This is a genomic window from Helicobacter saguini, assembly GCF_000762875.2.
Lineage (GTDB): Bacteria > Campylobacterota > Campylobacteria > Campylobacterales > Helicobacteraceae > Helicobacter_A > Helicobacter_A saguini.
On sequence record NZ_JRMP02000020.1, the window covers coordinates 32,953 to 46,333 of the forward strand.

12 protein-coding genes are annotated in these 13,381 nt (G+C 35.5%); 6 read left to right on the plus strand and 6 right to left on the minus strand.

The genetic code is table 11. The annotated features are described in order from the left end of the window. Positions 1-373 precede the first annotated feature (373 nt). Entirely contained in the window at positions 374-1,573 is a 1,200-nt protein-coding gene (locus LS64_RS10350) for an aspartate kinase (RefSeq protein WP_474095417.1), read from the plus strand. A 232-nt stretch (positions 1,574-1,805) separates the two neighbouring features. Here LS64_RS10350 and LS64_RS10355 read toward each other — a convergent pair whose 3' ends face one another. From LS64_RS10355 to LS64_RS10380, 5 genes are all read right to left on the minus strand, one after another. Then, the gene (locus LS64_RS10355) at positions 1,806-2,024 is read right to left on the minus strand and encodes a hypothetical protein (RefSeq protein WP_202392296.1); all 219 of its coding nucleotides are present in this window, start codon (positions 2,022-2,024) and stop codon (positions 1,806-1,808) included. Positions 2,025-2,193: 169 nt separating this feature from the next. Beyond that, a complete protein-coding gene (locus tag LS64_RS10360; protein ID WP_034571716.1) occupies positions 2,194-3,468 on the minus strand; it encodes a hypothetical protein in 1,275 nt (424 codons plus the stop codon). An 8-nt stretch (positions 3,469-3,476) separates the two neighbouring features. After that, positions 3,477-5,282, minus strand: a complete 1,806-nt coding sequence (locus tag LS64_RS13405; RefSeq protein WP_238699484.1) for an MBOAT family O-acyltransferase — start codon at positions 5,280-5,282, stop codon at positions 3,477-3,479. Positions 5,283-5,359: 77 nt separating this feature from the next. Beyond that, positions 5,360-5,611, minus strand: a complete 252-nt coding sequence (locus tag LS64_RS10375) for a hypothetical protein (RefSeq protein WP_118962083.1) — start codon at positions 5,609-5,611, stop codon at positions 5,360-5,362. A gap of 100 nt (positions 5,612-5,711) precedes the next feature. Then, positions 5,712-6,788 carry a polysaccharide deacetylase family protein gene (locus LS64_RS10380; protein ID WP_052062702.1) on the minus strand — a complete coding sequence of 359 codons (1,077 nt, stop codon included), beginning with the start codon at positions 6,786-6,788 and terminating at the stop codon, positions 5,712-5,714. Between the two features lie 510 nt (positions 6,789-7,298). On the opposite strand from LS64_RS10380, the gene LS64_RS10385 reads away from it, so the two are divergent. After that, positions 7,299-8,273 (plus strand): DUF475 domain-containing protein, encoded by a 975-nt coding sequence (locus LS64_RS10385; RefSeq protein ID WP_034573739.1) that lies wholly within the window; start codon positions 7,299-7,301, stop codon positions 8,271-8,273. Positions 8,274-8,313: 40 nt separating this feature from the next. Here LS64_RS10385 and LS64_RS10390 read toward each other — a convergent pair whose 3' ends face one another. Beyond that, positions 8,314-9,588 (minus strand): outer membrane family protein, encoded by a 1,275-nt coding sequence (locus LS64_RS10390; RefSeq protein ID WP_118949290.1) that lies wholly within the window; start codon positions 9,586-9,588, stop codon positions 8,314-8,316. Positions 9,589-9,829: 241 nt separating this feature from the next. On the opposite strand from LS64_RS10390, the gene LS64_RS10395 reads away from it, so the two are divergent. From LS64_RS10395 to LS64_RS10410, 4 genes are all read left to right on the plus strand, one after another. Next, positions 9,830-11,080 (plus strand): hypothetical protein, encoded by a 1,251-nt coding sequence (locus LS64_RS10395; RefSeq protein WP_034573741.1) that lies wholly within the window; start codon positions 9,830-9,832, stop codon positions 11,078-11,080. A 63-nt stretch (positions 11,081-11,143) separates the two neighbouring features. Beyond that, positions 11,144-11,896: a glycosyltransferase family 10 domain-containing protein gene (locus tag LS64_RS10400; protein WP_118949289.1), complete on the plus strand. Its 753-nt coding sequence runs from the start codon at positions 11,144-11,146 to the stop codon at positions 11,894-11,896. Positions 11,897-11,916: 20 nt separating this feature from the next. Beyond that, complete coding sequence (locus LS64_RS10405; RefSeq protein ID WP_118949288.1) at positions 11,917-12,321, plus strand: glycosyltransferase family 10 fucosyltransferase; 405 nt, start codon at positions 11,917-11,919, stop codon at positions 12,319-12,321. Positions 12,322-12,585: 264 nt separating this feature from the next. Further along, the gene (locus tag LS64_RS10410; RefSeq protein ID WP_138127335.1) at positions 12,586-13,263 is read left to right on the plus strand and encodes a hypothetical protein; all 678 of its coding nucleotides are present in this window, start codon (positions 12,586-12,588) and stop codon (positions 13,261-13,263) included. Positions 13,264-13,381 lie beyond the last annotated feature (118 nt).

The window sequence follows — 13,381 nt, forward strand, 5'->3', positions numbered from 1 at the left end:
AATAGTGCAGAAATATGGCGGGACTAGCATGGGCGGCGTGGAGCGGATAAAAAATGTCGCCAAAAAAGTTATTGCTTCGTTAAACTATGAAGATTCTAATATTTTGGAATCTAAATTAGAAAATTCGCAATGTTTAGATTCTAAAGATTCTAAAAATGCTAAGTTTATAGAATCTAATATTATAGAATCTAAGGGCGATAAAGATTCTAAAATAGATTCTAAGTTAGAATCTAAAAATGCTAAAAATTCTAAAGTAGATTCTAAAAAAGATTCTAAAAGCCGAAAAGATTCTAAAAATTCTAAAATTAACAATAAAGATTCTAATAAAGTTATAGAATCTAGTAGAAAAGATTCTAAAAATAACGCACAAAATATAGAATCTAAACACAAAGATTCTAAAAATCACGTAGATATTTCGCATTCGCTCAATATGACAAACACTAGCGATAAAAAAAATAAAAATTCCCTTGTAGTCGTGGTTTCCGCCATGAGCGGCGTAACAGATGAGATTCTAGAATGGGCGAAATTTTTCACCCCCTTGCCAAATGAACGCGACTTAGATATGGCATTAAGCAGCGGAGAGCAAATTAGTGGCGCACTTTTAAGCATTGCCCTTAACTCGATGGGACACAAAAGTATTTGTCTTAATGGGCGTCAGGCGAAAATCTATACAGATTCTAATCACACAAAGGCGCGCATTCAGCACATTGACACAAGCCATATAAAAGAGCTGCTAGAGCAGGGCTACATTGTCGTGGTAACGGGCTTTCAGGGGCTAAATGACAAGGGCGATATTACGACTTTGGGGCGCGGTGGGAGCGATTTGTCCGCTGTGGCACTTGCAGGGGCGTTGAATGCCCAAGCTTGCGAGATTTATAGCGATGTGGATGGGATTTATACAACCGACCCGCGTATAGAATCTAAGGCACGCAAAATCGAGCAAATTAGCTATGATGAGATGCTAGAACTTGCCAGCATGGGCGCAAAGGTGCTATTAAATCGCTCTGTGGAGCTTGCAAAAAAGTGGAATGTCCCCATTTTTGCGCGTAGCACTTTTAGCGATGGCAAAGGCACACTAATCACAAGGGAGGATAAAATTATGGAAAAGCCTGTTGTAAGCGGCATTGCGTTAGATAAAAATCAGGCGCGCGTAAGCCTTAGCGGTATCAAGGATAAGCCCGGCATCGCAGCCGAGCTATTTAGCAAGCTGGCAAATGCGAATGTGAATGTGGATATGATAGTGCAGACTATCGGGCGTGATGGCAAGACGGACTTGGACTTTACCGTGCCAAAAAATGAGCTTGAAAAGGCGAAATTGACCTTGAATGAGTTTAGTCAAAATGCGGATTTTATCGATTTTGATAATGAAGTAGCAATCGTCTCAATTGTCGGCGTGGGTATGAAAAGCCACAGCGGCGTAGCGGCAAAAGCCTTTGAATCTTTGGCAAAAGATAATATAAATATAAGAATGATTAGCACGAGTGAGATTAAAATATCCATTCTAATTGATTTAAAATACGCCGAGCTAAGTGTCCGCACACTTCACAGCGCGTATAATTTGGATAGATTCTAGAATTACTTTAATTTATGTGGTTTTTGACCTTGCAAATCACTTTAGCGATTTATAGCTTACTAAACCAAAATATACAATACAGAATATTTAACACATTAGATGAGAAATTTTAGAATATTAACTTAAAAAATATCAAAGATTCTAGAATTTAAATTCTAGAGCCAAAAATACTTACAAAGTATATGATAGCAAGGGACTAAACATTAGTCCTCAAGCTAACTTTTGGAGTGAACTACTTGGCTTCTGCTGGAGTGCTCTCAGCTGCTGGAGCGGTTTCTGCTGGAGTATCAGTGTGTCCCTCATGTCCTGCATCAGTAGCTGGTGCATCAGTAGTTGGTGCTTCCGCTGGAGCGGCTGGTGCTGCTGCTTCCGCTGGCTTCTCTGTTTTTGTCTCTTCTTTTTTAGCTTCCTTTTTGTCATCACACGCTACAAACAAACCTGCTAAACTCAAAGAAAGAGCTAATGCTAAAAACTTCTTCATGGTAAAAACTCCTTAAGGAAAAATTAAAATAGCTTGAATGATACCATAAATTAGGTAATTTTCATAAAAAAATAAGTTTTTTTTGTATTTTTTGATACATTTAATTCTAAAATATCATTATATATTTAAAATGAAATTACTATCTTTCCTTTTGTGTTTCACTATAAAGTTTTCGCAAAGTTTCCATGTCGTAATTGCGGATTTTAGATTCTGTGATTTCTATGTATTTATCGATATTTTGTGGCGTTAAAATGTGCAAATTATTAGCGATAGATTCTATCTCATAATCATTCATCCACGAGTTAAAATGCGTCAAATCGTGGTAATTCCCCAAATTATCAGGGAAATCCATATCATCAAATCCATAAACTTTCATATTTTCTAACTTACTAGCCTTTAAAACTAGCATTTTTAAAACTTCTCCCCATTCATAAAAATCCTCCACCTCATCCATCAGCCGATAAGTCAAACGCGTGTGCGGCGGCAAAACAAGATAGAATCTAGTCGCTGGATACGCCCTTGCAAGGCAAAAAATATATTTTTCCAAATAATCATTGTGCCGCTTTATTTTTGCCGCGTCAAACTCGCGTTTCTTAAGCACAAATGGATACTTCTCGTAATCAAGCAATTTTGGCATAATCCTGTCATTTTTATTTCGCTTAAGCCACTCTTTTGCACCTTGTAACGCGTCAATTTTAGGCTCAGGACTTCGCGCATACTGCCGATTTAAATGCGTCTTAGAATCACCTATGCAATCGCTTGACTTGCTCCAAGTAATCGCACACCACACAAATCGTGGATTTAAGTAAAGTTTAATGTTATTTGCCGCGCTCTCATCGTAAAGATACGCGATTTTTTCGCTGCTGCCGAGTGCGACATAAAACCACTCAATTGAAATTAGCGTGGCTTTTAAGCCCTTTTTACGCAAAGCGTAGTCTAAAATCGTGCTTTTTTCAGGCAGCCCTAGCCCACCAGTGCTTATATTTAGCCACTTCCCACCAAGTAGAGAATCCGCTAGAGCCTCCGAGCTTTTAAACAAAAAGGAACTGCCTAGCATAAGCGAGTCAAAGTCGTAATAATCAATAATGCCCTTTGCCTGAGCCCTGTTATTTGCGGCACTAAAGAAGGTTGGCTCACGCCAAAAAGGCTTATGCCACACCTGCATAGGGTCGTAAAGATAGAGCAAAGTCGCAATAATGGCAAAAAATGGGAGTGGAAAAAGTAAGATAATAAGAATGAAATTTCTGTATTTTTGTGGGGTAAAAGTTATGGAATTTGGAAGTTTTTTAGAATCTTTATTATTCGTCATTGACGGACTTTGCGTAGCAAAATCGTGGCAATCTATATTTGAATTTTTAGAATTTTGCGAAGTAGATTCCATATTTTTTGCATTAAAATTGTTGTTAGATTCCATATTTTTCCTTAAAAATTAAAGTAGATAAATTCGCTATATGGATTTATAATCATAACGATTAAAGGTATCCAAAATAACGCCATAGTCGCAATAGTTGTTTTTTTATTTGGCTTAAAATCACGCGTAAAATCTACACTATTTTTAACACACAAACACAAAATAAACGCCAGCACGATATAAATCAGCGTCTCATTTCGCCCTTGCATATTGACTAAGAAATGCGGGATAAGCCGCGCTTTGCTTGAAATCTCTGGCGTGTTGATATAAAACATACTTTTGATTAGCTCAGTCGCACTTGTGAGATTTTCCGCACGGAAAAATATCCAGGTTATGTTTATAAAGTTAAATGTGATAAACCAGCATAGAATCTTGTATATTTTAGATTCTAAAAAGGCTTGTAATTTTGGGCTTTTGGGCGTTTTATTTTGTAGGGTGGTGGGCGTTTGCTTAGATTCTATATTCTCACTTAAAAGGGCGGTGGGTGGGTGATTAGGAAAATTAGATTCTGTGTTTTCTTTAAAATCCATTTTAGAATTTTGTAAATTAGAATCTACTTTATTTATTTTAGATTCTATTTTAGAATCTTGCGACTTAGATTCTATAGAATCTGTCAAATAATTTACATTTATTTTAGAATCTTTCAACTTTATTCCAAAAAAAGATTCTAAAAAATATCGATAGATTCTATGAATGCACATTGCAAGTCCGTGTAAAATACCCCAAATTACAAAACCAAGTCCTGCGCCATGCCACAAACCACTGATAAACGCCACGATAAACAAATTCCGCAAAGTTAAGATTCTATTTAACACAGAATCTGTGTGAAAATCCGCTTTTTTCGCAGTCTTTTCATTCTTACAAATGGGTGGTTGGGTGGGAATAGATTGCAAAGACTGCGAAAAAAGCGGATTTTCAGTTGCGTTATTTGTGTGATTTTGCGAGTTAGAATCTTTGTTCTGCACCTTAGAATCTTGCCTAAAATTACGATTACCACCAAGCGGAATGTAGATATAATCACGCAAAAAGCGACCTAAAGTAATGTGCCATCGCCGCCAAAACTCAGCGATATTTAGCGACTTATAAGGCGAGGCAAAGTTAATCGGCAAGGCGATATTAAAAAGCAGCCCAAGACCGATAGCCATATCGCAATAGCCGCTAAAATCAAAATAAAGCTGAAAAGTGTAAGAGAACGAAATCGCCCAAGATTCAAAGATATTCAAAGTCACACCAGAATCAAGTGCGGCATAACCAGCATTCGCCCATTTAGCGAATGTATCGGCAATAAAGACCTTTTTAAACAAGCCGATACTGAAAATAAAAAGCCCACGTGCGATGTTATCATACTTTAGAATCTTATTGCGTAATTGCGAAAATTGCGGCATCATCTCTGCGTGATGCAAAATAGGACCAGCAATCAAATGCGGGAAAAATGTCACAAAAAGTGCGTAATTTATGATATTTCGCTCCACTGCCCTACCCTCATAACAATCCACTAAATACGCAATTTGCGTTATTGTAAAAAAGCTAATCCCTAAGGGCAGTGCTATGTGTAATAACGCCGCATTTGTGTGAAACAAAGCATTAAAAGATTCTATAAAAAAGTCCATATATTTAAAGTAGCAAAGCAGGCTTATATTAAAAATCAAAGCAATGATAAGCAAGATTCTACCGCTATTGTTTTTTATTTTTTGGGAGTTTTTAGAATCTTTAGAATCTATTTTTTTATTTTCATATAGCAAATGTGCCTTATCTCCCTGCGTTTCACTAGAAGGGTGGGCTGGGTGGGAAATGTGTAATGCAGGGGGATAAGGCACATTTGCGTTTTTAGAATCTAGATTCTTAGAATCTTGTGAAATTTGTAAAGTAGATTCTATATTTTTAGAATCTAAAGTTAGATTCCCCCCCCCCCCCCGTTTAGATTAGCACGTGTGCGTAAAATAAGCCCAGAAATAAAATAATTAAAACTTATAGAAATTAGCAAAAGTGCAACATTTTTATACTCCCACCACGCATAAAAAACTATACTTGCTAAAGCCAAAAAGCCCGTAGCAAACGCATATTTCTTATAATGATTCAAAGCAAAATAAACACAAAAAGTAATCGGTAAAAATATAAAAATAAATTGATAAGAATTAAAAAGCATATTTTTCCTTAAATTAAATAATCTTTAAACATAATAAAGTAATCAACAAACAAAATACTATCAAAAATTTGATAATTTTAAAATCTTGTTTTTGCATAATTCACTCCAAAAGCCCAAAAGTAAAACCCTGCTTTATCCAGCTATCTATAAGCTGCTCTAAGCCCACACGTGTGCTGCTTTGCGGCTTATTAAAATGATAGATTAAAATATCGCCATTTTTTACTTTCGCCCCGATTTTTAGAATCTTTTGTAGCCCAAAAGTTGCTCCACCATCGCCCACCACACTAAATCCAGCGATTTTATAGCCCATATCTCGTGCAATATCCATTGCCACATCATCATAAAAGGCAGTGCCAGAGCGGAAATATCGCGGTTTCTTGCCACTAAGACGCGTCATAATCTTGTCATTTTCATTGATTTCATCAAAGACTTCTTGGATATTTTTCGTGCCTTGAATGCCATAAATTCGCGCGCCATTCACGCTTAAAGGCTTGTGTGTTGTGCCGTGATTTTGCAGGGAAAATAGCGGATTTTTCGCAAGTTTAAGAAAGTCGCTTTCATGCTTTTTTATCCAACGCGCATTAATAAAAAGCGTGGCTTTTATATTATTTTGTATCAAAAAATCAATCAACTTAGAATCATACTCGCCACCGCAGGCATCAAGGGTTAGATATATAATTTTTTGTGATAAATTATTATGATTTTTAGAATCTAGATTCTGTGTAGGGTTATGATTATTGATAGAATCTTGTGGGGAAAATTTAGATTCTAAAGCTGGGTTTTTTGTATTAGAATCTTGGTTAGAATCTTTAGAATCTAGATTTTTAAAATCTTGTAAAATCTTAGAATCTTGTCTTTTAGAATCTTTAAAATCTTGCTCTAAATCAGCGGCGGTATTTATGCTCCCTTGCGGATTTTCAGCCCAAATCTTTGGCTTTTTATCCTTATATTTTTGCATTATAGAATCTAGCAAAATTTTATCATTTTTCTCTCGCTCTTTAGAATCTATATTGATAGAATCTATATTAATAGAATCTTGCCTTTTTTCTAACTTTTCTACATTTTTATTAGTATTTTTAGAATCAATCTCCTGCTTTTTATAATTATAATAAAGTGCGTAAATCAAAAAAATAAAACAAAACACGCACGTCAAAGCTAAAGTATGCAATGGCTTCATTTATTACCTTTTATTTTGTTTGGATTATATAATTTATTATTTAAGAATTATATGTATGTTATAAATTTAGTTGTGTATGCAGATAAATGTAGTCTCCATATTTTGCCTTTTATCATATCTTTATATAATGGCAATTGTCAGCTTAGTCAATGGACGTTTTTAAAGGGATTCTAAATCTTATTTTGAAACTCATCATATAGATTCTAGCAAAGGCAATCATTTTAAAAATCTCCTAGTGGTTAGCCCAAATATTCACGCACAATTTACCTACGCACATCTAAAACAAGAATTTGATAGTAATGTCGCTTTTTATATATTTTAAATCATTGATAGCTTGGAAAATATAGAATTTGTTAAATATCGATAGTTACGTAATTTGTAAGCATATTTGTGTAGTAGTTTTTATTGTAATGGTTTTTATATTTTATTACATTTATAATTCCACTAAAATTCTATCCATTTATCATTTTTTCATAGAATCTAAAAAAAAGATTCTAACAAAGGATTAAAATGAAATATTTTCTAAGCTCTATTATTATTGCGGTGGTGGGGCTACTTATCGCGTTTTTTATTGGGAGTTATCAGGCGATTTATATTTGTGCGATTTTGTCTGTGCTTGAAGTGAGTCTAAGCTTTGATAATGCCGTGGTGAACGCAAAAGTGCTAAACACAATGGAGCCAAAATGGCAGGATAGATTTATCATTTGGGGCATTCCTATTGCGGTGTTTGGGATGCGGTTTGTCTTTCCTATTTTGATAGTGGCTATTGCCGCGCGTATGGGGATTTTGGAGACTTTGCACTTGGCTATTTATGAGCCTGAAAATTATCATAAGGCGTTGGAGACTACGCGATTTGAGATTTATGCCTTTGGTGGGGCGTTTTTGCTTATGGTGTTTTTGCATTTTTTCTTTGAAAGTGAGAAAGAAGTGCATTGGCTTTCGTTTTTAGAAGATAATGTGATTATGCGTGCTTTGCGGAAATTTCCTAACATTTCATTTATGATTGCGATTACTTTTGGCATTATTTTGCTTTATATCACGCGAAATTATGTGATTGGAATGGCGTATTTTAGCGCACTCGCACTCTATTTGCTAATTCATTCAGCCGATAAGTTAATGAGTAGTGAAAATGGCGTGCGAAGCGGTGTTATGGGCTTTTTGTATCTTGAGATTTTGGATGCGAGTTTTAGCTTTGATGGTGTGATTGGCGCGTTTGCATTGAGCGAAAATATTTTTATTATTATGATAGGGCTTGGCATTGGCGCGATGTTTGTGCGAAGTCTCACGCTTTATTTCGTGCATAAAAAGACGCTCCAAAGCCTTATTTACTTAGAGCATGGCGCGCATTATGCAATAGGCGTTTTGGCTGCGATTATGTTTATTAAGATTTTTAGCGAAGTTAGCGAAATTATCACAGGGCTTGTTGGTATGGGCTTTATAACTGCTGCGTTTATTAGTTCGAAGATGGTGAAAAATAAACAATAAAACACATTTACCAATCGTTATTAATAGATATTTTATATAACTATATTGAAATACGGATAAAGGCGCGGATTAAAGTGTAGTTATTACCACCATAGAAGTTAATCGCTGGAGAGCTATTATACACACCGATACCGCTAATGCCGACCTTTCCTGTCATATATGTGCGATAGATTCCATCAGCGCCCCTTTGTCGCCATATAGGAAAATTCGCCTGCCCTTTAACCTCAAAGCTAACCACATTTCCATTTGGCATAAAAGTGCCTCGCACCCCAGCCTCCACCTCAAAGATATGATTCCAGTTTAGCTCACTTGCCGCATAAATGCTAACCGCATTACTCCAAAACATACCGACATTATACTCAAAAGGCGTGTTATGCCCATAATAGTCAATTAGCTCCGCACCAGCCCCGCTAACGCCGATGATACCGACCTTCCCCTCAATCAAATCATACCATTTGATTCCTTGCTCTAGCCAGGCAATACCGCTCATATTTTGATTAGTGCGACCAGCCAAAGCGGCTAGTTCAAACTTATGATTCAAACCAACGGGTAAAATCGTAGGATAATATTTCGAATATCCAGCGATATGCAGCCGCGTGTGTGCGGACAAATTCGGCATAAAATTATAATCAATGCTAGTCTTCATCCCAAAAGTCGTAAAATACCCTGTCGCATAAACATACGGCTCTAAGTCAATGTGATAAGGCAGATAGAATCTAGCTCGCATAAGGTAAGTCCCAAAGCTACTTAAATCACTCCTAAACGCCGTCACATACTCATTTAGCACCATAGCGCTACCATAGCTAGCAGTAAGATTCAATGAAGCAAGCTGCCCTATATCATAGCTAACACCAAAGCCTTGCGAATAATATGTATTCCACTCCTCATTTGCCTTGTAACGCCCAGCCACAGCCTGCAAGCCTAGCTTATCATTCTTATAATCTACAAAGGCTGAATTTAGCAAAAATATCTGCTTTACATCATCATAAGTCTCAGCACTCTGCCCACGAATAGTAAGAAGCGGACCTGCTAAAATAAGCCCTAAGCCGCCGCTTACGCCATTAAATCGCCCCGTTTGATAATACGCTAGAAAGCTACCATCAAGATAGGTCAAGTCATCGCCAAAAGCCTGTTGATAAAAAAGCATAGCAGATAGCTCGTGTGCTGCCTCGCCCCAGAAGACGTCATAAGCGGTTTGGGCTGGGCTTTTCTCTACAAAGACACTTGGGGCTATCGCCCTTAGATTCTCACCTAGCCCCACAATGCCTATACAAAACGCGAATATGAGTGATTTTACTCTCAATCGTGCAAACATAAGATTCCTTATTATTTGGATATTTTGCTAACATTCACATAAAAAAGCTAATTTCATTCCTTAAATTTACTTTTGGGATTTTTGGTAAGAAAAGTTTTTGGTTTAGATTCTGTGTTTATATAGAATCTAGAAAAGATATCAAAACAAAATTAGATTCTATAAAATTACAAAATAACTTTTTTTAGATATAATTCAAAATTTTATAAATAATTTTATATAAACTTAGCATAAAGAGAAGTATATGAGAAAATTAATTGTAGTTTGTTTAATATTTTGCCTTATAAAATTAGCCGCTAGGGAGCAAACCATCTCGCCGCTGCCTGTCCCAACGCAAGAAGTAATAAGCCTTTCAGTTAAAAAATGCTCCAAAGGCTGCCTTAAAAAATTGATTGAAGAGGATTATTTTTTTAGCTTTCTAAGCGAGTTTAACGACATAAAAGATTCTAATTTAGAATCTATTTTTAATGAATTAGCAAGCAAATTTGACATTTACACGCCGCCTACTAGCAGCCTTGCAACACTTGAGATAGATTCTAAAAGTGGCGTTAGGGTCGCACTCCTTATGCCGCAAAAAAGCATTGGGCGATATTCTGTGACTAGCGCTGACTCGCTACTTTTGTATCTTATTTCGCGAGGCGATGACTTTGAGTTTGGCGCATTTGATTCTATAAATGAGGATGTGGATAACCTTAAAAACGCCTATAATGCGGCAAGCAGCGCTGGGTTTAATGTGATTATTGCGATTTTAACGCCAAAGGGCGTGACAAATTTGCTTTCTAGCACGGATATTACCACGCCGCTATTTATCCCGAGTGTGAATAAGAAGCAAGCAGGCGAGTTTAGCGAGAGTAAAAATGTCTTTTTTGGGGGCATTGACTATGATAAGCAGCTAGATATGATTGTGAGCGTGGCGGAGGGCAAGGGGGCGAATGTCATTAGCCTAAATGATGATGGTAGCATTGGCAAAATGCTTGGCAATTCGCTAAAAACAAAGTCAAAAAGAATTATTTTTAATATGAATATAGATACTAAAACTTCGAATAATTTTAAGGAAATAGTTCCAAAATTTAGAAGTAATATAAAAAGTTCTATCGTTGTGCTAAACACTTCGGTGATAAAATCTGGGCTAATTGTCCCACAAATTGGCAATACAAACACAATGCCTATTGCCTTTCTATCAACGCAGATAAACTACAATCCATCCTTGCTAAATCTTATGCCAAAAGAGGACGCGGAAAAAATGTTTGTGATTAGTGCGATAAATCCTAGTATTGATTCTAAGATTTTGGCGTTTGGGGAGCTTATGAGTGCGGATGTGCTGTATGATTGGGTCAATTATGCGACTGCATTAAGCCTTGATGTTTTTTTATCAAAAAGTAGCAAGAGACACAAACGCTTTTTTGAAGAGAATCTAAATGGCAATCAAGTCGAATATAATGATAGATTCTATGGCGCAAAAGATTTCCACTTTGTGCCTGTGAAGTTGAAGTAGATTCCACGCATCAAATATAGTTCATGGGAAGTTTGTTAATAATTATACACGTTAAGGAATAAAGTGAAACAGAAAGCAAAAATAAACATAGTAGATTGGTGGAAAAGCCTTAGTGACGCGGACTTTTATGATAATTATTTTATAAAACTTTTAAGTCAAAAATACGAAGTTATCCGCTCAAATAACCCCGATTTTTTATTTTTTAGCCACGGCGGAAATAGCCATCTTGACTACAAATGCGTGCGGATTTTTTTCACAGGCGAGAATATTCGGGCTGATTACAACATCGCTGATTATAGCATTGACTTTGATTTTATGGAGTTTGGCGATAGACATTTGCGGCTGCCGCTACCTTTTTGTGAGTATAAATATGATTTTGGTGCGAGATTTAGTGATAAAAGAAGCGAATTTTGTAGCTTTTTAGTGAGTAACAGCAATCGTTTTGCTACTTTTCGTAACACTTTTTTCCACAAATTAAGCAAGTATAAAAAGGTAGATTCTGGTGGAAAATACGCAAATAACATTAATTACCGCGTGGAAAATAAGGTTGAATGGCTAAAAAAATACAAATTTAATATATGTTTTGAAAATTCTAGCTATCCGGGATATTTGACTGAGAAAATCTTTGATGCGTTTGCGGCTGGGTGTGTGCCGATATATTGGGGCGATACGAGTTTGCGTTGTTATAAAATGCCAGATTCTATAACTTTAGATTCTAACAAGTTAGAAAATATAGAATCTAATACTGCGTTTTTATCTAAAAATCATAATAATATTTTAGAATCTAATTGCAATTACCCCCCCCCCCCGTTTTAAACGTCAAAAGTGAAATAAATATGCAAATTCCGCGTATAAATCCGCAAGATTTAGAATACATTTTAAACCCAAAGGCGTTTATAAACGCGCATGATTTTCCTACTTTGGATGACTTGGTAGATGAGGTAAAACGCCTTGATAGCGATACTTTGGCGTATAAACAAATGCGCGAACAAGATATTTTCCTAAATAATTTTGAGCCTTATAAATATTATGCAAATAAGACTTTTGCGTTTTTAGATTCTATAATTTCACAAGGGCGTGAATGTGCCTTGCGACGTGGCGTTGGCGCGAAGCTTTATGGGCATGAACGCGATTTGCGTTACGCAAAAATCGTAAATAACGCATACAAAAAAATCTTTTACAAACCGCGAAATACTTTCCGCTCCTTCCGTAGCGGAATTAAAAATATATTTAAAAAATAATTTTAGATTCTATGTTTCCACATTTTTGCTACATTTCTAAACACTATTTTTTGTTACTTTTTATTGCAAAAGTTAGTTTTTCTTATATGATATATAAGGGTTTTTAGAATCTAGATTCTATAAAGTCAACTTTTAAGCAAGGATTTGAGGGCGTTTGAGTGGTTGTGTTTTGCCACATTTGCCACAGCTACGACAGATTTTGCCACAGGTTATAGCAAATTTAGCCTACTAAAATCCTATTTCTATACAAATAGGAGCTTAAAGATGAAAAGCAATTTTAGCATAGATTTAGAGCTTTTATCTAGTCTATCGATAAGTAAAAGTGAAGCCATAGTTTTAGATATGCTGGATTACATAAACAAAAATCCACATTTTCCTGCGTTTAAAGTTAGCAATGTTAGTTTAAGTGAGCTTTTGCAAATTTCCCAAAGTCATTTATATAGAATCTTAAAAAAGCTAATTGATAAAGAATTAGTTTATAAAGAATTTAATATCACAAATTTTAGCATTCCAAAGGCTTTTTATCCGCAAATTAAAGAGTTTCTAAGTGATTATATAGCTAAAAGTAGCGAGATAAAACTAAAGCCTACAACGCTTAAAAAGCTAGATTCTAAGACTATAAACGAATTGATTGAATATATTAGTAATTTTAATTATTTGATACTGCCAAAGGCTAAACAAGACTTTATAAATAACTTAGAATCTATGATAGAAAATGATAGCTTAAGTGTGAATTTAAGGCTATGCAAGGCTAATAGCGAGTTAGTAATAGCTAATCCTAGCGAATTAGATTCTATGAAACTTCAGGCTTTAAAGTATGTAAAAGAGTTTTTTAATCTGCTATTAGTTAGAATAAATGTAACTAAAAAAGGCTTAATACAACAAATTAAAGAAGTTTATAAAGATAAACTACTAGATTTTATAACCACAAACGTTATTTAGCAAAAAGATTCTAAAGCTTTAAAAGAATTTGAATCGTTTGCAAATGAACTGCTAGAGTTTGCGAAACTTGATTCTAAAGAAAACATAGAATCTAAAAATGTAGTTTGTAAATAATAAA

Coding starts and splice junctions, on each gene's coding strand:
- LS64_RS10380 (WP_052062702.1), bottom strand. CDS start 6,788: ATGAAGCCATTGCATACTTTAGCTTTGACGTGCGTGTTTTGTTTTATT.
- LS64_RS10405 (WP_118949288.1), top strand. CDS start 11,917: ATGCAAATTCCGCGTATAAATCCGCAAGATTTAGAATACATTTTAAAC.
- LS64_RS10375 (WP_118962083.1), bottom strand. CDS start 5,611: ATGCTTTTTAATTCTTATCAATTTATTTTTATATTTTTACCGATTACT.
- LS64_RS10395 (WP_034573741.1), top strand. CDS start 9,830: ATGAGAAAATTAATTGTAGTTTGTTTAATATTTTGCCTTATAAAATTA.
- LS64_RS10410 (WP_138127335.1), top strand. CDS start 12,586: ATGAAAAGCAATTTTAGCATAGATTTAGAGCTTTTATCTAGTCTATCG.
- LS64_RS10390 (WP_118949290.1), bottom strand. CDS start 9,588: ATGTTTGCACGATTGAGAGTAAAATCACTCATATTCGCGTTTTGTATA.
- LS64_RS10360 (WP_034571716.1), bottom strand. CDS start 3,468: ATGGAATCTAACAACAATTTTAATGCAAAAAATATGGAATCTACTTCG.
- LS64_RS10385 (WP_034573739.1), top strand. CDS start 7,299: ATGAAATATTTTCTAAGCTCTATTATTATTGCGGTGGTGGGGCTACTT.